Origin of the sequence: Comamonas resistens (assembly GCF_030064165.1) — a bacterium.
In the GTDB taxonomy this organism is placed as follows: domain Bacteria; phylum Pseudomonadota; class Gammaproteobacteria; order Burkholderiales; family Burkholderiaceae_C; genus Comamonas; species Comamonas resistens.
The window spans coordinates 5,106,878-5,126,263 of the sequence record NZ_CP125947.1 but is presented as its reverse complement, the minus strand read 5'-3'; the positions used below and the strand labels follow the sequence as shown (position 1 = coordinate 5,126,263).

At 61.9% G+C, this 19,386-nt stretch carries 16 protein-coding genes and 1 pseudogene; 8 read left to right on the top strand and 9 right to left on the bottom strand.

Annotated elements, in window-relative coordinates; genetic code table 11:
• Window positions 1–28: 28 nt before the first annotated feature.
• Window positions 29–1,159, top strand: coding sequence for a tRNA 2-thiouridine(34) synthase MnmA (gene mnmA / locus QMY55_RS23960; protein ID WP_283486576.1), 1,131 nt, complete (start codon window positions 29–31; stop codon window positions 1,157–1,159).
• Here the strand turns inward: mnmA and QMY55_RS23955 are convergent.
• Genes QMY55_RS23955 through QMY55_RS23945 form a run of 3 tightly spaced genes read right to left on the bottom strand, consistent with a single transcriptional unit; the run spans window position 1,153 to window position 4,959 of the window.
• Window positions 1,153–2,346, bottom strand: coding sequence for a leucine-rich repeat domain-containing protein (locus QMY55_RS23955; protein WP_283486575.1), 1,194 nt, complete (start codon window positions 2,344–2,346; stop codon window positions 1,153–1,155). The genes mnmA and QMY55_RS23955 overlap by 7 nt on opposite strands.
• Window positions 2,330–4,267, bottom strand: coding sequence for a sensor histidine kinase (locus QMY55_RS23950; RefSeq protein WP_283486574.1), 1,938 nt, complete (start codon window positions 4,265–4,267; stop codon window positions 2,330–2,332). The genes QMY55_RS23955 and QMY55_RS23950 overlap by 17 nt, the downstream gene beginning before the upstream one ends.
• A 2-nt stretch (window positions 4,268–4,269) precedes the next feature.
• A complete protein-coding gene (locus QMY55_RS23945; protein ID WP_283486573.1) occupies window positions 4,270–4,959 on the bottom strand; it encodes a LuxR C-terminal-related transcriptional regulator in 690 nt (229 codons plus the stop codon).
• 279 nt (window positions 4,960–5,238) lie between these two features.
• On the opposite strand from QMY55_RS23945, the gene QMY55_RS23940 reads away from it, so the two are divergent.
• Window positions 5,239–5,940: a TerC family protein gene (locus tag QMY55_RS23940; RefSeq protein ID WP_283486572.1), complete on the top strand. Its 702-nt coding sequence runs from the start codon at window positions 5,239–5,241 to the stop codon at window positions 5,938–5,940.
• 53 nt (window positions 5,941–5,993) lie between these two features.
• Here QMY55_RS23940 and QMY55_RS23935 read toward each other — a convergent pair whose 3' ends face one another.
• From QMY55_RS23935 to QMY55_RS23920, 4 genes are all read right to left on the bottom strand, one after another.
• The gene (locus tag QMY55_RS23935; protein ID WP_283486571.1) at window positions 5,994–6,419 is read right to left on the bottom strand and encodes a barstar family protein; all 426 of its coding nucleotides are present in this window, start codon (window positions 6,417–6,419) and stop codon (window positions 5,994–5,996) included.
• 117 nt (window positions 6,420–6,536) lie between these two features.
• The gene (locus QMY55_RS23930; protein WP_283486570.1) at window positions 6,537–6,956 is read right to left on the bottom strand and encodes a ribonuclease domain-containing protein; all 420 of its coding nucleotides are present in this window, start codon (window positions 6,954–6,956) and stop codon (window positions 6,537–6,539) included.
• Window positions 6,957–7,165: 209 nt separating this feature from the next.
• Window positions 7,166–8,656, bottom strand: a complete 1,491-nt coding sequence (putP, locus tag QMY55_RS23925; protein ID WP_283486569.1) for a sodium/proline symporter PutP — start codon at window positions 8,654–8,656, stop codon at window positions 7,166–7,168.
• Between the two features lie 162 nt (window positions 8,657–8,818).
• Window positions 8,819–11,341, bottom strand: a complete 2,523-nt coding sequence (locus tag QMY55_RS23920) for a penicillin-binding protein 1A (RefSeq protein ID WP_407650574.1) — start codon at window positions 11,339–11,341, stop codon at window positions 8,819–8,821.
• Between the two features lie 212 nt (window positions 11,342–11,553).
• Here QMY55_RS23920 and QMY55_RS23915 point away from each other — a divergent pair, with 212 nt between their 5' ends.
• The gene (locus tag QMY55_RS23915) at window positions 11,554–12,039 is read left to right on the top strand and encodes a glutathione peroxidase (protein WP_283486568.1); all 486 of its coding nucleotides are present in this window, start codon (window positions 11,554–11,556) and stop codon (window positions 12,037–12,039) included.
• 68 nt (window positions 12,040–12,107) lie between these two features.
• On the opposite strand, the gene QMY55_RS23910 is transcribed toward QMY55_RS23915, so the two are convergent.
• Complete coding sequence (locus QMY55_RS23910; RefSeq protein WP_283486567.1) at window positions 12,108–13,019, bottom strand: LysR family transcriptional regulator; 912 nt, start codon at window positions 13,017–13,019, stop codon at window positions 12,108–12,110.
• Between the two features lie 133 nt (window positions 13,020–13,152).
• On the opposite strand from QMY55_RS23910, the gene QMY55_RS23905 reads away from it, so the two are divergent.
• From QMY55_RS23905 to ycaC, 3 genes are all read left to right on the top strand, one after another.
• Window positions 13,153–14,088, top strand: coding sequence for a pirin family protein (locus QMY55_RS23905; RefSeq protein ID WP_283486566.1), 936 nt, complete (start codon window positions 13,153–13,155; stop codon window positions 14,086–14,088).
• A 128-nt stretch (window positions 14,089–14,216) separates the two neighbouring features.
• Window positions 14,217–14,912 (top strand): isochorismatase family protein, encoded by a 696-nt coding sequence (locus QMY55_RS23900; protein ID WP_283486565.1) that lies wholly within the window; start codon window positions 14,217–14,219, stop codon window positions 14,910–14,912.
• A 33-nt stretch (window positions 14,913–14,945) separates the two neighbouring features.
• Complete coding sequence (gene ycaC / locus QMY55_RS23895) at window positions 14,946–15,575, top strand: isochorismate family cysteine hydrolase YcaC (RefSeq protein WP_283486564.1); 630 nt, start codon at window positions 14,946–14,948, stop codon at window positions 15,573–15,575.
• Window positions 15,576–15,683: 108 nt separating this feature from the next.
• Here the strand turns inward: ycaC and QMY55_RS23890 are convergent, their stop codons facing one another.
• Window positions 15,684–16,088 (bottom strand): winged helix-turn-helix transcriptional regulator, encoded by a 405-nt coding sequence (locus QMY55_RS23890; protein WP_283486563.1) that lies wholly within the window; start codon window positions 16,086–16,088, stop codon window positions 15,684–15,686.
• Between the two features lie 168 nt (window positions 16,089–16,256).
• On the opposite strand from QMY55_RS23890, the gene QMY55_RS23885 reads away from it, so the two are divergent.
• On the top strand, window positions 16,257–17,264 hold the full coding sequence (locus QMY55_RS23885) for a zinc-dependent alcohol dehydrogenase family protein (RefSeq protein WP_283486562.1): 1,008 nt from the start codon (window positions 16,257–16,259) through the stop codon (window positions 17,262–17,264).
• Between the two features lie 308 nt (window positions 17,265–17,572).
• Window positions 17,573–19,376, top strand: a pseudogene (locus tag QMY55_RS23880) (DEAD/DEAH box helicase).
• Window positions 19,377–19,386 lie beyond the last annotated feature (10 nt).

Here is a 19,386-nt window from a genome sequence, read left to right as displayed (position 1 = left end):
TGACGGGCGCTGGGATAATCGCATACCTATGAGCAATAAGCAGCGTGTCGTGGTGGGTTTGTCGGGCGGTGTGGATTCCGCCGTCACCGCCTATCTTCTCAAACAGCAGGGCCATGAGGTCGTCGGCATCTTCATGAAGAACTGGGAAGATGACGACGACAGCGAATACTGCTCGTCGAATATCGACTTTGTCGATGCGGCGGCCGTGGCCGACGTGATCGGCATCGAGATCGAGCATGTGAACTTTGCCGCCGACTACAAGGACCGCGTGTTCGCCGAGTTCCTGCGCGAATATCAGGCGGGCCGCACACCCAACCCCGACGTGCTGTGCAATGCCGAGATCAAGTTCAAGGCCTTCCTCGACCACGCCATGCGCCTGGGCGCAGAAAAGATCGCTACCGGCCACTATGCGCGCGTGCGCCAGAACCCCTCCACCCAGCTGTTCGAGCTGCTCAAGGGGCTGGATAACAGCAAGGACCAGAGCTATTTTCTGCACCGTCTGAACCAGGCCCAGCTATCCAAGGCCATGTTCCCCGTGGGCGAGCTGCACAAGACCGAGGTGCGCCGCATTGCCGAGGAGATCGGCCTGCCCAATGCCAAGAAGAAGGATTCGACCGGCATCTGCTTCATTGGCGAGCGGCCTTTCCGCGATTTTCTGAATCGCTATATCAGCAAGGAGCCAGGCCTGATGCTGGATGACCGGGGCCGCAAGCTGGGCAAGCATGTGGGCCTGAGCTTCTACACGCTGGGCCAGCGCTCGGGGCTGGGCATTGGCGGCGTGAAGGAAAAGGGCGCCGCCCGTGGCGCGGGCGACCATGCGCCCTGGTTTGTGGCGCGCAAGGACCTGGACAAGAACCAGTTGCGCGTGGTTCAGGGCCATGACCACCCTTGGCTGCTGTCACATGCCTTGCTGGCCGATCAGGTCAGCTGGGTGGCCGGCCATGCACCGGCCGAGGGAAAGGAGTATGGCTCCAAGACCCGCTACCGTCAGCCCGATTCTCCGGCGTTGATCTCCCAGGCCACGGATGCGGGCTTCCGCCTGGACTTCCCCGAGGCGCAATGGGCCGTCACGCCCGGTCAGTCCGCCGTGCTCTATGACGGCGAGGTCTGCCTGGGCGGCGGCATCATCGCGCAGGTGGATCCTGACGCGGCTCAATAGTCGCGGCAGGCATCAAACCATTGCTGGGCCAGCGCATCACTTGCGCCCAGTGACAGGGCTGTGGGCAACTGCGCCAGTTGCCATATGGATTCTCCGAGGTCCTCACGCTCGCTGGTTTCGATGCCTTTGACGGTATTGAAGCGTGTGCAGAAGGTGGTCAGAGCGGCCTGAATGTCGTTCAGTGTCTGCGCGGCATGGATTTGCTGCTCTGCCAAATCGAAAGCGGCATGGGCCAGTTTGGCGCGTGCCGGCGGCCAGCTGGAAAAAGGCCTTCCGTAGTGCTTGCTCCACCATTCAGGTTTGCGCAGCTGGCTGACGCTGGCGTATTTGTCCCAGGCGCGTGTTTTTGCGCGCTCCTTGAGCTGCTGGCGCAGGCGCTTGCCGGTGGCCTCTTCCACGTTGTAGGCGATGAAACTATCAAGGCCGGGCCAGCTTTGCAGCGGCGGCAGGCTCTGCAGATTCGGCATAAAGCGCAGCGACAGCGATTTCAGCTCAGTGCACTGGGCAAGCTGCTCCAGGTTGCAGAAGTTTCCCCAGAGCGACAAAGACTCTAACCGGGGAAACAGCGACAGGTGCTGCAGCGAAATGGGTTGATGGCCCGCGTTGTTGCACAGCTCCAGGCTGCTGACCTGCGTCAGTCCACCCATGTCGGGCAGTTGCAGTGCCGCGTCCGTGCCGCGCTTGCTGGTGGCGGGGCTCAAGCTCAGACTCTCGGGCAGGCCTGCTGTCACGCTGATCTGGCTCAGGTCGCCGTGCAGATGCAGCCGCATTTCGCGGGAGGGGAGCTTGAGGCTGATATGCCCTTGGTTGCCCTGCAGATAAAGAGACAGCTCTCTGATCCGGGATTGACTGGCGTCGATCTCCAGCGGCCCTGAGAGCCGCGGCTGCCACTTGAAGCCCTCTATGGGACGCTGGCGAGACCAGGCAAAGAACGTTGAATCATTGCCACTGTAATAGAACTGGCGCGGCCAGGGGGAGCCTGCGGGCGTGGCAAAGGGCTCGAAACATGCCCAGTGAAGCCGCGCGTCTGCATCGACCCAAAGATCGGCCTTGGGAGTGCTGGAACGCGGGCCCATGCTCAGGCCGCCTTGGCCGGGGCTGGTCTTGAGGCGATGAGGTGGACCCTCGGTCAGCTGCAGCGGAAATACGCCATCTTCGTGTGAAGTTCCGTCAATCAATATGGGCATGGCTGTCAGCATACCGCGTGGATTTTTCCGTGTTCAGAGAGATCTGTGAACGCGAATCCAGCGACATGGTGGCTTGCAGCATGGTGTGGCCGGGTTTCGATTGAATCAGCAAGCTGCCGTGAACCCGCTCCATACGTGCCAGCATGCTGCGCATGCCGACGCCCATGCTGTTGATCTGGGTGGAGTGCACATCAAAGCCCAGGCCATTGTCCGCAATCACCAGCTTCAGCTCCTGAGGCTGATGCAGCTCCAGTGCAATACTGACCTGGCTGGCGCGGCTGTGCTTGATCACATTGGTCAGCGCTTCTTCCAGAACGCGCGTCAGTGTCAGGCATTGAATGGCGCTGGGGCATTGCTGCCAGTGTGCGGGCAGGTTCCAGCTGGCCTTGAGGTCCAGCTCTTCGAACAGCATGCTGAAACGGTGGCGTAAAGGGGCAATCCATTGCGCAGGGGTTTCGGGAACCTGTAGATTGGCGCTGGCCCCGTTGTCGATCATCTGACGCAGATCGTCCCGCATCAGCTTGAGCATGGATAGCACCTGGGTGTTGGGCAGCGGTGTGCGCGACTGCTCGACATAGGCAATCGAGCGCACCAGAGAGCCGCCCAGGCTGTCGTGCAGGTCGTGGGATATCTGCATGCGCTCTTGCAGCAGGTTGTGGCGCATGGCCAGCGAGTGTTCCCGCTCCAGCGTGGAGCTCAGATCTTCGCAAGCGCGGGTGATGCTGTCTGTCAGCTCCACATTGAACTGCTCGATGCGCTGCATATTGAGCGTGAGCTGGCGACCCAGTACCAGTGCCAGTGCCAGCATGGTGACGGGAATGGAGTAGGGCATCAGGATGTGGCTTTGGCTGAAAAAGCCATGCAGATGCAGAAAATCATGCAGACCCAATATCAGAAAGATCGGTACGCAGGCAGCAAAGACGGCGTGGTCAAGTCTGCGGGTCTTCCAGGCGTGCCAGGGAAACCACAGGCATATGCCCGTTACCAGCGGCAGGTACGGCAGGACGGACAGCTTGGCCAGGGGAAGCCATGGTTGCGGCGTGAAGATGATGCCGGCTGCGACCAGGGCAGAGAGTGACCACAGCGCCCATTCGGTTCTGGGTAGGCGAAGACCGGCAAAACGCCAGACAAACAGGCAAAAGCTCAGCGTAAAGGCCATGAAAATCAGCGCAGTGGCTCGCTCTACTGCCGCAGACGAGGGGAAGGGCCAACTGCTGGTGCTGAGTGCGCTGCCCATCAGCAGGGCCCAGAGCAGGGCATTGAGCGCATACCAGCCGAAGACCTCATGGCTGCGGTTTTGCAGCCAGGCGAAGCCGAACAGCACCGACAGGACCAGAGACACCGTCACGCTGATGACCAGGACGGTGCGATTGCTCCATTCGGCCTGTTCGAACTGCTCATGCAGCCGCTGCGGATCGCCAATTTTCACGGCTCCCATGCCCGCGCTATCGCCAGCGCGGCCGTGAACGCGAATCCATATCTGGTTCCGGCCTGGCTGCAGGGTGGCCTGCGGCAGCAGCCAGTAGCGGGGTTTGTTCCAGCTGCGGCTCAGTGGCTCGCTCAGATGCGCGTCCTGCCACAGCAGGGATTCATTGGCAAAGACTTCTCCCGCCATGACGATGGATTTGAGCATCAGTGCCACGGGCTGGTCTGCGCAGGGGAGTTCCCAGTCAATCCGGTACCAGGCCGCGCCATCGTAGTCGGTCCAGAGGTCTCGCCAGTGGTGACGCAAGGTGACAGGCTGCCAGTCCAGGTTTTCGCGAATGGGTGGTGGCCCTTCCGTCTGCGCCTTGGCTACAAAGCTGCCGGTGATGCGCGGCTCGCAGGACGGTGCACTCTGCGCATGTGCGGTGCCTGACAGCCAGAGCGCACAGCAGATGCAGAGCCATAGACCCCAGTGGCTGAACTGGCGTTTGCTCATGCTCAGGACAGCAGACCGCGTGCGCGTGCTTCGCTGACCGCCTTGGTGCGCGATGGCACGGAGAGCTTGCGGTAGATGTTCTTGATATGGCACTCCACGGTATAGCGCGAGAGAAACAATGACTCGGCAATTTCGCGGTTGGTCAGCCCGTCGGCCACCAGCTTGAGAATCTGTACCTCGCGCACGCTGAGCACGCTCTCGGCAGGCAGCTCCTTGTTGGCCGCCGGGGTGCTTGGCTGCAGCTCGGCAATGATGCGGCGGGCGATAAAGGGATCGATGGGGGCGCCACCGCGCAGCACGCTGCGAATGGACAGGGTGACCTCCAGGTCGTCGCGCTCCTTGAGTACATAGCCGTTGGCGCCGGCGCGCAGGGCCGCGAGGATGGCGTCTTCGGTACTCCAGGCCGAAATCACCAGAATGCCCATGCCAGGGTCGGCCTGGCGCAGCTCGGCGATCAGGTCGATGCCATTGCCGTCGGGCAGGCCCAGGTCCACCAGCGCCATCGCGACGGGGTGCTCTTGCAGGCGAGCGCGGGTTTCTGAAATGGATGCAGTAAAAATGAGAGCGTCATCCGTATATCCCAGGCCGCGCAGAATGCCTTCCAGCCTTTTCCGGATCAAGGGCTCGTCCTCTACCACCAGCAGCGGGCTGGGGAGAGTCGATTCGGTGGGAAGGATGGAAAACTGGTTCATTTTCTGAAAAGGCTCTGCAAATGCTATGGGGAAGACTGTGAACAGGATTGCCGTTCCTGCACATCACTGAAAACTGGTAATTTGCAGTCTTTTTGGGCGGTATGCATCTGGTTTCCTGGTCGCAGCGGCTCCAATTACCATGCTGCCAGCAGCAATACACGGACTGCCCGCGCGGCGAGCAAAGGACTAAACTTTTGCCCAGTTATAACGCCCGGCCATTTGTTGCCGGGCGTTTGTCCGTACAGACTGTGACGGACTGATCGCTCAGGACTGTTTGCCATGGATGCCTTGCTGGGTGCCGACTTCTGGATCGGCCTGCTCAAAATCGTCTGGATCAACATCATTCTCTCGGGAGACAACGCGGTCGTGATCGCACTGGCCGCCCGGGGGCTGCCTGCCGCGCAGCAGAAGAAAGCCGTCATGTTCGGTTCCGGCGCTGCGGTGGTGCTGCGCATCGCACTGACGGTGGTGGCTGCCAAGTTGATGCAGCTGCCTTTCGTCGAGGTGATCGGCGGATTGCTGCTGCTGTGGATAGGCGTGGGCCTGCTCAAGGGTGAAGACGAAGAAGAGGATTCCGGCCATGTCGCCAAGCAGGGCATGATGGCTGCGGTTCGCACCATCTTGCTGGCCGACCTGGTTATGAGCCTGGATAACGTCATTGCCGTGGCTGCAGCGGCTGGCGGCGATATGCTGCTATTGATTCTGGGCTTGGCGATCAGCATTCCGCTGGTGATCTTTGGCTCCACGCTGATGATCAAGCTCATGGGGCGATTCCCCGTCATTGTCACGCTGGGCGCAGCTCTGATTGGCTGGGTCGCAGGCGAGACCATTACCAGCGATCATGTGATGGAGGCCATGGTGCAGGCCATGCCCTGGCTGCATTACGCGGCGGCCGCCGTGGGTGCGGTGTTGGTGGTGACGGTTGGCAAGTGGCTGCAGATGCGAGGCAGTGGTGAGGCGGTCGGCGCCCGAGCACATTGAGCCGCCAATGAAAACGCCCGCAAGATGCGGGCATTTTGCGGCTCAGGCCTTGCTTACAGGAACGAGTAGAAGCAGCGGAAGGCGATCTTGCGCTCGGCCCAGAACTCGGCGGTATCGCGGAACACATCGAGCAGCTGCTCGCGGATTTCCTTGTCGAACTTGGGTGTGGTGGGGATCTGGTCCAGCACCACGACAAAGCCGGGCTGGGGGCCTGCTTTGCTGATGGGGTCGGTCAGGCAGTCATACAGCGCATCCCAGTTCTTGCCGAAATGGGCGGGCAGGTGAAACTGCGTGGACAGCAGCTCGAAGATGTCCGCCTTGGTCTGGGCATGCGCCAGGTTGGCATAGAGGAAATGGGCACCCAGAGACTCGGCGGCTGCCTGCAGGTCCGGAATACGGTAGGCGCGTATGGCCTGCACGATATTGGTGCGAACGTTGCGCAGAGGCGTTTCGGTGGGCTTACGAAGTGGCGTGTCCATCTCCGTGATTCTTTCTAAAAACATCAAATGGGTTGGCAGATGCGCCGCTGACGACGCTGTAGGTCATTGGCGCGATCCGTCGCTGCCCGGATGAAGGAAGCTGTACAGCCCATATCTCTATTCGACGATCTGTTGGAAGCTGTTGTAGTGATCGCCGGTATAGAAGCAGGCATCCGGGGTTTGTGGCTGCAGGCCGCCGCAGACGATGCGCCTGGCGCCCCGGTTGCGGGCTCCGGGAGTGCGTACGGTGTACTCCCGGTAATAGCCACGGGCCTGCCGGGGCAGGATGCGCTCGCGATTGCCGAAAACAGAGCCGTCCTTGTCGTTGGTGAACGGGCCACCTTGCAGTATGCGGGCGTAGGTGCTGCGGCCGTCACGCGGCAGGTCGGCCAGAGCAATCGTTTCGAAGCCGGGGACAGCCATACCGGCTTCGGGCGCTTTGCGCGCCAAAGCCGATGATGATGCCAGCGAGAAAGCGGCACCCAGTACAAGCGTCAAGCCCGTCCGGTACACCTTGGCTGCAGTGGCCTTGAGCATTCACTAAACCTTTCAGAATCTCAGGGAATCCCTGAAATTTCGACCCGTGAGTGTGACGGATAGGCCCCGAAATTGCAAGGACGCCTTGCGTTTGTACCGCTCAAGAGTGGCTGTTTACTGGCGCGGACAGGCCGCCATGGTCTGCTCCAGGCAGGAAAAAGCCCCACCTGCTTTCCAAGCGGATGGGGCTGTGGGTCGGTGTTGACGATTTATTCGCCGTGTGTCGCGATTTCGACATTCACCTGCCGATGAATGTCCTGCATGGACGAGGAAGGCTGTTTGTCCAGCAGGCTCACCACGACGATGGCGAGTGTGGAGAGCACAAAGCCGGGAATGATTTCATAGATCGCCAGCCACTGGAAATATTGCCAGACCAGCACGGTCAGGGCGCCCACGACCATGCCGGCCAGCGCGCCGTTGCGGGTCATGCGGCCCCAGAGCAGCGACAGCAGGACCAGGGGGCCGAAAGCGGCGCCAAAGCCGGCCCAGGCATTGCTGACCATGCCCAGCACCTTGGCCTTGGGGTCCTGGGCGATGATGATGGCGATGACGGCAATGGCAAACACCATGGCGCGGCCAAACCAGACCAGCTGCTTCTGCGAGGCGTTCTTGTTCAGAAAGGCCTTGTAGATATCCTGGGTCAGTGCGCTGGAGCACACCAGCAACTGGCAGGACAGGGTACTCATCACGGCCGCCAGCACGGCGGCCAGCAGCACGCCGCTGATCCAGGGGTTAAACAGCAGCTTGGCGACTTCCAGGAACACGTTTTCAGAGTTGGCATTCACGCCTGCGGCCAGATCGGGGCGACTGCCGAAAAAGGCAATGCCGAAAAAGCCCACGGCCACGGCGCCGCCCAGGCATAGGGCCATCCAGCTCATGCCGATGCGGCGGGCGTTAGGGATGGTTGCAACCGATTCGGCGGCCATGAAGCGCACCAGAATATGCGGCTGGCCGAAGTAGCCCAGGCCCCAGGCCAGCAGGGAGATGATGGCAACGATGGTCTGGCCCTGGAACATGTCGAAGGCGCCGCTGCGTGCGCTTTCGATGATGGCGGTGCTGGCGCCGATGCCGCCGTCGGCGTAGATGACCATCAGCGGCGCCAGAATCAGTGCGGTAATCATCAGCGAAGCCTGGATGGTGTCGGTCCAGCTCACGGCCAGAAAACCGCCGATGAACACATAGGCCATGGTGGCCACGGCGCCCACCCACAGGGCAGTCTGGTAGTCCATGCCGAACATGGACTCGAACAGGCGGGCGCCCGCGACCACGCCCGAGGCGCAGTACACGGTGAAGAACACCAGAATCACCAGCGCCGTGACGATGCGCAGCAGATTGCTGCGGTCTTCGAAGCGGTTGGTGAAGTAGTCGGGAAGCGTCAGCGCATTGCCCACCTTCTCGGTGTAGACGCGCAGTCGCGCCGCCACGAAGCGCCAGTTGCACCAGGCGCCCAGGCACAGGCCGATCGCAATCCATGAGGCCGACAGCCCCTTGCTGAACACCTCGCCGGGCAGGCCCATGAGCAGCCAGCCGCTCATGTCCGAAGCACCTGCAGACAGGGCAGTCACGACCGGGCCAAGACTGCGGCCGCCCAGAATGTAATCGGACAGGCTGGATGTGGCCCTGTAGCCCATCCAGCCGATGAGAAACATGCCCAGCAGATAGATGGCAAAGGTGACTATGGTTGGCGTATTGGCGGTCATGTCGGCTCCGGGTCGGCGCAGCGCGCTATCAGCATGTGGGTTTCATGCTGAGCGAAAACAAAGCCGCCAGCGGTCTCCTGTTGGGAGGCCTGCTGGCGGGTGTCAGGGGGCGATTTGACCAGTTATTCGACAGCCCAGTGAGGCATGTGGCTGAAAACGCGCCTACTGGGCGTCTTGCGGCGCATTCAAGGGCGCGGCTGGCGGCAGCGCCGTACCTATATCGCTCCAGTTTGCCGGGTTAGGGGCGGGAGGAGGATCGGCAGGCGCCAGTCCGGGGCTGCTGTCGGTATCGGGTGCCGGTGCGCTGCTGTCGGGGGCGGGCGAGCGGCTGCCTGCCGGGCTGGCAGGTAGGGCCGGTGTGCTCTCGGTGATGTCGGCATCGTTGTTGTCCGGGCCAGAGGGCGCGGTGCCGGGGGTATGAGGAGCAGCCGGGGGCTGGTGAGTGCCCTCATGATCTCCAGCATCGTTGCCGCTGTCATTGCTGCCCCATTGCTGCATCCTGTCTCGCAGGCGGCTCACGAAATTGCTCCACCAGTGCGAGGCATTGGGCTCGGCAAAGCGTGCCTTGGCATTGAGCAGGGGGCTGTGCAGCGCCCGGGACATGAAGTCCCCCACCATGGGCAGGGCACTGCGCGAACCCTGGCCCCATTGGTCGCTCTTGAGGGTGATGCGTGCGTCGTTGAAGCCCGCCCAGGCACCGACCACGATCTGCGGATGCATGAGGATGAACCAGCCGTCGGCATTGCCCTGGGTGGTGCCGGTCTTGCCCGCCACATCGGCACGTATGCCGTATTGCTTGCGGATGGCGCGGCCCGTGCCCTTGTCGATCACGGTGCGCATCATCTCCAGCAAATGGTAGTTGTGCTCCTCATCCCAGGCCTCGTCAGGTTTGGGTGGCGTGAATTCGGCCAGTACCTGGCCATCGGCGCTCTCGATGCGGGTGACCAGCTGGGGGGGCGTGTAGCGGCCGGCATTGGCGATGCTGCCGTAGGCGTTGACCATCTCCAGCAGCGTGACGGGGCTGGAGCCCAGGGCCAGCGAGGGCACGGCTTCCAGCGGACTCTGGCGCACGCCCAGTGCCCGGGCCAGTTTGATGACCCGGTCCACGCCCACCTCCTGCATCAGCTCGGCGGTAATCGTGTTCTTGGAATAAGCGAGGGCATCGCTGAGCGTCATGGGCACGCCCGTGGGCTCGACGGCGTCGCTGGGGCGCCAGATTTCGCCGCCCGGCAGCTTGATCTCGACTTCTTCATCCTTGCGCGTGTCGTCAGGCCTGGAGCCTTGCCGCAGCGCAGCGCCATAGACAAAGGGCTTGAAGGTGGAACCAGGCTGGCGATGCGCCTGGGCAACATGGTCGAATGCATCCAGCGCATAGTCGCGGCTGCCCACCCAGGCCAGCACGGCGGAGTTGCGTGGATCCATGGCCAGGAAACCGGCCTGCACCCGTGTCTTGTCGTCCCGCAGCTGTTTCATGAAGGCCTTGTCGGCCAGCAGTTTCTTGAGGGTTTCCTCGGCGCTCTGAGGGCCTGTTTGCACCAGCTTGCGATAGGTTGGCGTCTCGCGCACCAGCTGCAACACCAGGTCGTTGTCGGCACTCCAGCCGTCACGGTGGCTCCAGTTGGTGTTGGCGATGTTCTGCAGCGTGCGCATCTGGCGGTTCACCGATTGCTGCGCCCAGTTCTGCAGCCGTGAATCAATGGTGGTACGTACCACCAGACCATCGGCGTAGATGTTGTAGTCGTTCTTGTCGGCCCAGGTGATCAGCCATTTGCGCAGCTGCTGCGCAAAGTGCGGCGCCATGCCTACAGGCTCCTCCTGGCGTTCGAAGTCCAGACGCATGGGGCGCTTTTTCAGGCGCTCGAACTCGTCATCTTTCAGCTCGCCGCGCTTGACCATCTGGCTCAGCACGGTGTTGCGCCGGGCCAGCGCGCGGTCCGGGTTGATGACGGGGTTGTAATAGGCATTGCCCTTGAGCATGCCCACCAGCGTGGCGCTCTCCAGCACCGTGAGCCTGGCGGCCGGCTTGTCGAAATAGGTGCGTGCCGCCATCTCTATACCGTAGGCGTTGTAGAGAAAGGGCACGGTGTTCAGATAGGTCTCGAGGATCTCGTCCTTGGTGTAGAGCGCCTCGATCTTGAAGGCCGTGATGGCTTCCTTGAGCTTGCGGTTGATATTGCGGGCGCGGCCGATTTCAGTGGGGTAGAGATTGCGCGCCAGTTGCTGGGTGATGGTGGAGCCGCCCTGAGGATTGCCCTGGAGGGTATGGAGGACCGAGCCCATGGTGCGCGTGAAATCCATGCCATGGTGCTGATAGAAGCGATGGTCTTCCGTGGCGACCAGGGCCTTGACGACGGAAGGCGAGATCTGCTCCAGCGGCACCCACTGGCGGTTGCTGCGCTTGAACTCGCCGATCAGCTTGCCGTCGGCACTCATGATCTGCGCGGGCTGCTCCAGCTTGGCCTTGCGCAGGTCGCTGATGCTGGGGGTGAACGGAATCAGCAGCAGCACGTACAGCAGAAACAGCACGGGCAGGGCGACCAGCACGCGCAGCCATTCCTGGCGGGTGGGCCAGCGATGCCACCAGGGCAAGGCGGTCACTTTCTGGCCCAGCGCCGAGGCGCGCCAGCGCGCCCACAGTGCCCGGGCCTGCGTGACACATTTTTCTTGGATTTCTTGAAAGGACAAACGCACGTTGCAAGGCAGCCCGCCAAGGGCCACAGAGAGGCAAGACTGCGAAGAATGCCCAAAAAACAGGCGCTCTGCTTGCGAAGATCGGTTTTTCTATGGTCGCAGCCCCGGTATTGTCTCCGTGGTGTGGTTGAGCAGGGTTGTTTCTAGCTGTGAGATAGGTTGCTGACTGCCTTAAGCTTGCAGCTTCGCATTGGCGGGAGTGCAGCATGACAAACAGCGTTTATGACTTTGAGGCCACCGACATCCAGGGGCGCAGTGTTCCTCTGTCGCAGTACCAGGGCAAGGTGCTGCTGATCGTCAACACCGCCAGCGCCTGCGGCTTCACGCCGCAGTACAAAGGCCTGCAAGCCCTGCACGAGCAGTACGCCGACCAGGGCTTGGTGGTGCTGGGCTTTCCCTGCAACCAGTTCGGGGCCCAGGAAAAAGGCTCGGACGATGAAATCGCCAGCTTTTGCGAGCTGAACTTCGGTGTCACCTTCCCGTTGATGCACAAGATCGAGGTCAACGGCGAGGGTGCGCACCCGTTGTACCGCTGGCTCACGGCCGAGGCACCCGGCGTGCTGGGCACCAAGTCCATCAAGTGGAACTTCACCAAGTTTCTGGTGGGGCGCGACGGCCAGGTCATCCGCCGTTATGCACCCCAGGACAAGCCTGAAAAACTGGCTGCGGATATCCAGGCCGCGCTGGCCTGAACCTCAGCCTTGATCAAAGTGATAGCTGCTGGCGCTTGTGTATAAAGCGTTTGAGGCATTTTTGATGCTTATTCCTCGGTCAAGGCCCTGAAGGATTGCGCCAGATGGTCGAGCAAGGCGCGCACCGCAGGCAACTGGCCGCGGCGTGAGGCGTAGACCGCATGGATGATCTCGCGCCGGGGTTCCCAGCCGGGCAGCACCTGCACCAGAGAGCCACTGCGCAGGTCATCGAGCACAAACATGCTGGGCAGCTGCACCACGCCGACCCCCTGGATGGCGGCCTCGCGCAGCGCCCGCATGGACTGGGTGACATAGCGCGGGCTGTGGCGTACCTCGGCATGGATATTGTCCGGCCCATAGAGCTGCCAGCGATGTGTTTCCCGTGGCGGGCCCAGATCCAGGCTGGGCCAATGTCCGAGATCCATGGGACCGGCGGCCTGGCCGTACCGGGCAATCAGGGCCGGAGCGGCAACCAGGCACTGGCGGCGCTCTGCCAGGTGGCGCAGCACCAGCTCGCTGTCCTGCAGTGGCGGCGGGCGCACGCGTATCGCAAGGTCCAGCCCCTCGGCCACCACATCCACGCGGCGGTTGGTTTCATCAACCTGCAACCGAACCTCGGGATACTGGGCCATGAAGTCCGCCAGCATGCTGCCCAGGCGCGTGGACAGCAGGGCCACGGGACAGCTCAGGCGCACCAGGCCGCAGGGCGCGGTATGCAGCACGGCCACGGACTCCTCTGCCGCCTGGGCCTCGGTCAGCATGGCGCGGCAATGCTCGTAATAGCGTTTGCCGACTTCGGTGACGGCAAAGCTACGTGTGGAGCGCAGCAGCAACTGGGCGCCCAGGCGCTCTTCCAGCGCCGCCACATGGCGGCTGAGCTTGGATTTGGGAATGCCCAGTGCGCGGCCCGCAGCGGCAAAGCCGCCATGTTCCACCACCTGGGCGAAGTAGTAGAGCTCGTTGAGGTCTGGCAGTTTCATCGTTTCAAAAGTGGAACTCTGAGGCTGAATATTGTGGACTACTCAAGTCGATGTTCCAGATTCATACTTCATCCATGTTCAACGCCTGCTCTGTTTTTCACGAGCTGCAGGCCCGTCGCAAGGAGAAATCACCATGCTCAAGAAAATCCTGGGTGTCTACGAAGCCCCACGCCCTCACTGGGTGGGCAATGGCTTTCCAGTGCGTTCGCTGTTCAGCTATGGCGATCACGGCAAGGCGCTGAGCCCCTTTTTGCTGCTGGACCACGCCGGTCCCCATCAGTTCACACCCACGACCGAACAACGTGGCGTAGGCACGCACCCGCACCGCGGCTTCGAGACCGTGACCATCGTCTACGAAGGCGAGGTGGCCCACCGAGACTCCACGGGTGCTGGCGGCACCATAGGCCCCGGCGATGTGCAGTGGATGACGGCCGCCTCGGGCATATTGCACGAGGAGTTCCACTCCGAAGCCTATGCCAGGACGGGCGGCCCGTTCGAGATGGTGCAGCTGTGGGTCAATCTGCCTGCCAAGGACAAGATGGCCGCGCCCGGCTACCAGACGTTGCTGAATGCGGGCATTCCGCAAGTGGCCCTGCCCGATGGAGCCGGCTCGGTGCGCGTGATTGCCGGTGACTTTGAAGCGGCCCATGGCCCGGCCTCTCGTGGCCCGGCCTCACGCGGCCCGGCCAGGACATTCACGCCCATCAATGTCTGGGATGTACGCATCAAGGCCGGGGCCGCCACCGAGCTCAAGGCCCAGCCCGGTCACACGCTGGCGTTGGTGGTGCTGCACGGCACGCTGCTCATCAACGGCACGGACGTAGCCCGTGCCGGTCAACTGGTGCATATGGACCGCGCCGCCGACACGGTGCACCTGGAGGCCAACAACGACGTCACGCTGCTGTGGCTGTCGGGCGAGCCTATCGACGAACCCGTGGTCGGCTATGGCCCCTTCGTCATGAACAGTGACGCGGAAATCGCCCAGGCCATGGACGACTTCCGCAGCGGCCGCTTCGGGCGCATCCCGCCCGCCGAGCGCCATGCCAGAGCCGCAGGCCCGGCTCACTAAGCGCTGATCCAGGCATTCGCAGTCGCGCCAGGCGTCTGCGCATCCCGATGCCGACCTGCCCACAAAACGGGTCGGCATCTTTCCCTCCCGTTCCATCAACCAGGCTTTCCGAAGCCCAAGGAGCACCCATGTCCGTTCAATCCGTCGCCATACCCGCCAACTTCAACGGCGCCAAGCCCGTGATCGACCCCGACAACGTCGCCATGCTGCTGATCGACCACCAAAGCGGCCTGTTCCAGACCGTGCACGACATGCCGTTCACCACCTTGCGCATGCTGGCCAGCACCCTGGCCAAGATCGCTTCGCTGGCCAGGATTCCGGTGATCACCACGGCCTCGGTGCCCCAGGGCCCCAACGGTCCGTTGATCCCCGAGATCCACCAGAACGCGCCCCATGCGAAGTACATCGCCCGCAAGGGAGAAATCAACGCCTGGGACAACCCCGAATTCGTGCAAGCGGTGAAGGACACCGGCAAGAAGCAGCTCATCATTGCCGGCACCATCACCAGCGTCTGCATGGCCTTCCCCTCCATTGCTGCCGTGGCCGATGGTTACCAAGTGTTTGCTGTCATCGACGCGTCGGGCACTTACTCCAAGATGGCCGAGGAAATCACCCTGGCCCGCATGCTGCAGGCCGGAGTGGTGCCCATAGACACCGCAGCCGTGGCCTCAGAGCTGCAAAAGACCTGGAACCGCGAGGACGCCGCCGAATGGGCCAAGGCCTACACCGGCATCTTCCCCAACTACCAGTTGCTGATCGAAAGCTATGCCAAGGCCCAGGAAGTGATTCAGAACCATGAAGTGCTGGATTCCCAGCGCGCCTGATTTTTCACCCCAACCGCCCTGAAGGAGATCGTCATGAGCAACAAGCCCTATATCCGTCTCGACAAAGACAACGCCGCCGTGCTGCTGGTGGACCACCAGACCGGCCTGCTGTCCCTGGTGCGTGATATCGACCCCGACAAGTTCAAGAACAATGTGCTGGCGCTGGCCGACATGGCCGAGTACTTCAAGCTGCCGACCATTCTGACCACCAGCTTCGAGAACGGCCCCAACGGTCCGCTGGTGCCTGAGCTCAAGGCAAAATTCCCCACGGCGCCCTATATCGCCCGCCCCGGCCAGATCAACGCCTGGGACAACGAAGACTTCGTCAAGGCCGTCAAGGCCACGGGCAAGAAGCAGCTCATCGTCGCCGGTGTGGTGACCGAGGTCTGCGTGGCCTTCCCCGTGCTGTCGGCCCTGGCCGAAGGCTTCGAGGTGTTCGTGATCGCCGACGCCTCGGGCACCTTCAACTCCATGACCCAGCAGGCCGCCTGGAGCCGTATGGAGCAGGCAGGCGCCCAGCTCATGACCTGGTTCGGCGCGGCCTGCGAGCTGCACCGTGACTGGCGCAACGATATCGAGGGCCTGGGTACGCTGTTCTCCAACCATATCCCCGACTACCGCAACCTGATGAACAGCTACAGCACCCTGACGGCTGGCAAATAAGCGGCCGTGAGCCTAGGCAAAAAAGCCCGCAAGCTGCTGCAGCCTGCGGGCTTTTTTATGAAGAAATTCTCTGCTTTTGATAGCTTGTAGCGCTTGATCAGCAAGCGCTCAAGCCACTTTTTGCTTTGAATCCGCTGCGTCGCTGGGCATCGCTGCAGCACATGCATCGTCATGCCGCCCGCCGGCTGCGTCATGGCGGCGGGCGTACTGCACGCCCCAGTTGCGCATGGCAATCAGCACCGGCTGCAGGCTGTGGCCCAGCTCGGTCAGCTCATAGTCCACGCGCGGCGGCACCTCGGCATGGACGGTGCGAAGCACAATGCCTGCGTCTTCCAGCTCACGCAGCTGCAGCGTCAGCATGCGCTGGGTGATGCCGCCAATCGTGCGGCTCAGCTCGCTGAAGCGCTTTTTGCCGGGCAGCAGATGAAACAGGATGACGGGCTTCCAGGTGCCGCCCATCACGGACAGGGTCACCTCCACGGCGCAGCCGCTTTTGCTGTTCAGTCGCTTCATCATCGCTCCGTTTCTGGCTGGGGCCGGGGCCTGCAGCCTAACCGCAAAGCCACTGTTTATCCAATACTTCCCTTTTTAATACTACGGCACAAATATGTTGGTTCTGGTGGATTGTGCCGTAGGCCTGCAAGATAGCCGCTGTTCGCATTTTCACGACCAAGGATTGCTATGAAAGCCATGCAACTTGCCGCCCCCGGCGGCCTGGACAACCTGAAACTGGTAGAGCTGCCCGCCGCTGCCGCGCCTGGGGCAGGCCAGATTCAGGTGCGCATTCACGCCAGCTCGCTCAACTATCACGACCTTGGCGTGGTCTCCCGCCCTGGCGCCGCCGCCGATGGCCGCATCCCCATGGCCGATGGCGCGGGCGTGGTCATGGCCGTCGGTGCGGGTGTGGCCGAATTCGCCGTCGGCGATGCGGTGGTCTCCACCTTCTTTCCCCAATGGCTTGCGGGCCGCAACGTGCCTACCGACTTCCAGCTCGTGCCTGGCGACGGTGTAGACGGTTTTGCCCGTGAATCCATCACCCTGCCTGCCACCAGCTTCACCCATGCTCCCAAGGGCTGGAGCCACGCCGAAGCCGCCACGCTGACCACCGCGGGCCTGACTGCCTGGCGCGCCCTGGTCGTGGACGGCGGTATTCAGGCTGGCGACACCGTGCTGGTGCTGGGCACGGGCGGCGTCTCCATCTTCGCGCTGCAAATGGCCAAAAGCATGGGCGCGAAAGTCATCGGCACCACCTCCAGCGCGGCCAAGGCCGAGCGGCTCCAGGCCCTGGGGGCCGATGTGGTCATCAACTACAAGGACACTCCCGAATGGGGCGACGCCGTGCTGGCCGCCACCGGCGGGCGCGGTGCCGACATCGTGGTCGAAGTCGGCGGCCCGGGTACCTTGCCCCAGTCCATCCGCGCCTGCGCGCCCGGCGGCCATATCGCGCTGATCGGCGTGCTCACCGGCATTGCGGGCGCCGTGCCCACGCTGGAGCTGATGCGCAAGCAGCAAATCCTCAAAGGCCTGATCGTCGGCAGCCGCGAACAGCAGCAGGACATGGTGCGCGCTCTGGACCTGTTTGGCTGGAAGCCCGTGATCGACAGCCGCTACCCGCTGGAGCGCATGGCCGATGCCTTTCTGCATCAGCGCTCGGCCCGGCATTTCGGCAAGATTTGCCTGGAATATTGATCGCTGATGACGCTATCTGCGTCTTGATTTGAAGCGAATCGGGCATGTGATTCTTTGTGGATCACATGCCCGATCTGTTTTCAGAAATGGGTCGAAGCCCGGTTTCTGGCATATGCCGGAAGAAAAAGGCCTGAGATCTGAGATAAAGGTTCTGGAAGTAAATCCCTGAGCTACCCCAAATAAATGCAAACCCGCATCTCGCCAATGTGAGCGACAGCTTTTATCGTCTTTGCAAGATTCAGAAAGGGTTCATCGGCTATAAACACCTCATTCTTGAAACAAGAAGATACATGTAAAAGGTGGAGGCAATGGCGGTATTAATACCCGCGCTCGGCAGTTGCGCGGGGCGGATGACCAGCGGAGAAAAACGGCTGGCAGAACGTTTGCAGCAGAAACTTGAAAACGATTATTTGCTGTGGTGGGATGTGCCGATTGGCCCCAAGCAGACGCGGCCCGATTTTGTGGTGGTGCACCCGCGCCGGGGTGCGCTGATTCTGGAAACTAAGGATTGGCATCTGGAAACCATTCGCAAGGCCACGCGCGAATATTTCGAGATTCTTGACAGTGGCACCGGTCAGCCCAAGGTCGTGATCAGTCCGCTGCAGCAGGCCCGCCATTGCGCGATTCAGGTCATCAACGCGCTGGAGCGCGATTCGCAACTGGTGCAGGGCGACGGCCCACACCAGGGCAAGCTGGCCTTTCCCTGGGGCCATGGCGTGGTCTTCACCCGCATCACGCGCAAGCAGTTTGATGCGGCGGGCCTGGGCGATGCGCTGCCCGGCCATCTGGTCATCTGCCAGGATGAAATGGTCGAAACCGTTGACGCCGAGGCCTTTCAGCAGCGGCTATGGAATATGTTTCCCCACAGCTTTGGCCGCGCCATCAGCCTGCCCCAGCTGGACCGCATACGCTGGATACTGTTTCCCGAAATTCGCGTGCCCCAGCAGCAAAATCTGTTTGGCGACGAGGCGCATGATGAGGAAGACCTGCCCGACATCATGCGCGTCATGGACCTGCAGCAGGAGCAACTGGCGCGCAGCCTGGGCGACGGCCACCGCGTCATTCACGGCGTGGCAGGCTCGGGCAAGACCATGATCCTCGGCTACCGCGCCGAGCATCTGGCACAGACCCAGACTGCGGGCAGCAAGCCGATTCTGGTGCTTTGCTACAACGAGCCGCTGGGCGTGAAACTGGCCGCAAGCATGGAAACCAAAGGCCTGCAGGACCGCGTCCATGTGCGCCACTTTCACAAATGGTGCCGCGATCAGCTGGTGACCTACAACCTGCTGCCCGAAGACGTCAACAAATGGCCCGTAGGCAAGGCCATGGAAGAGTTTGTGCTGCGCGTCATCAAAGGCGTGGATGACAAACACATCCCCGCAGGCCAATACCACGCAGTGCTTATCGACGAAGGTCATGACTTCGCACCCGAATGGCTGAAGCTGGTCACGCAAATGGTGGACCCAAGCACCAACAGCCTGCTGCTGCTCTACGACGACGCGCAAAGCATTTACGACCGGGGCCAGAAGCGCAACTTCAGCCTTAAAAGCGTGGGCATACAGGCGTCTGGCCGTACCACCATTCTCAAGATCAACTACCGCAACACGCGCCAGATACTGCAACTGGCCCACCGTGTGGCAGGCGACATGCTCACACCCGAGGATGCCAAGGACGAAGACGGCATCCCCCTGCTCAAACCGCTAAGCTGCGGCCGCGAAGGCCCAGAGCCCATCGTTATCGACCTGCCCACCCTGCCCGAACGCTGCCCGCGTGGCCGAACTGCTGGCCGACCAGCATGCCCAGGGCCATGCCTGGGGTGAGATGGCGGTGCTATGCCGCCATAAGGACGAAATGTTTGTCTGCGCCGATGCCTTGCGCCGCAAAGGCCTGCCTTACCGCGTGCGGCAGAAGTCTGGCGACTTCAAACCCGAACACGATTCCATCAAGGTCATGACCATGCATGCGAGCAAGGGGTTGGAGTGGCCTGTGGTTGCGGTGGTTACTTCGGAGGAAGAGCGCCGGGTTAAGGATGTTGAGAAGGATGGGGCGTTGGAGGCTAGGTTGGTTTATGTGGCCTCGACGCGGGCAATTTTAAAGGCAATTTTATTGTAATTTTCTTTAA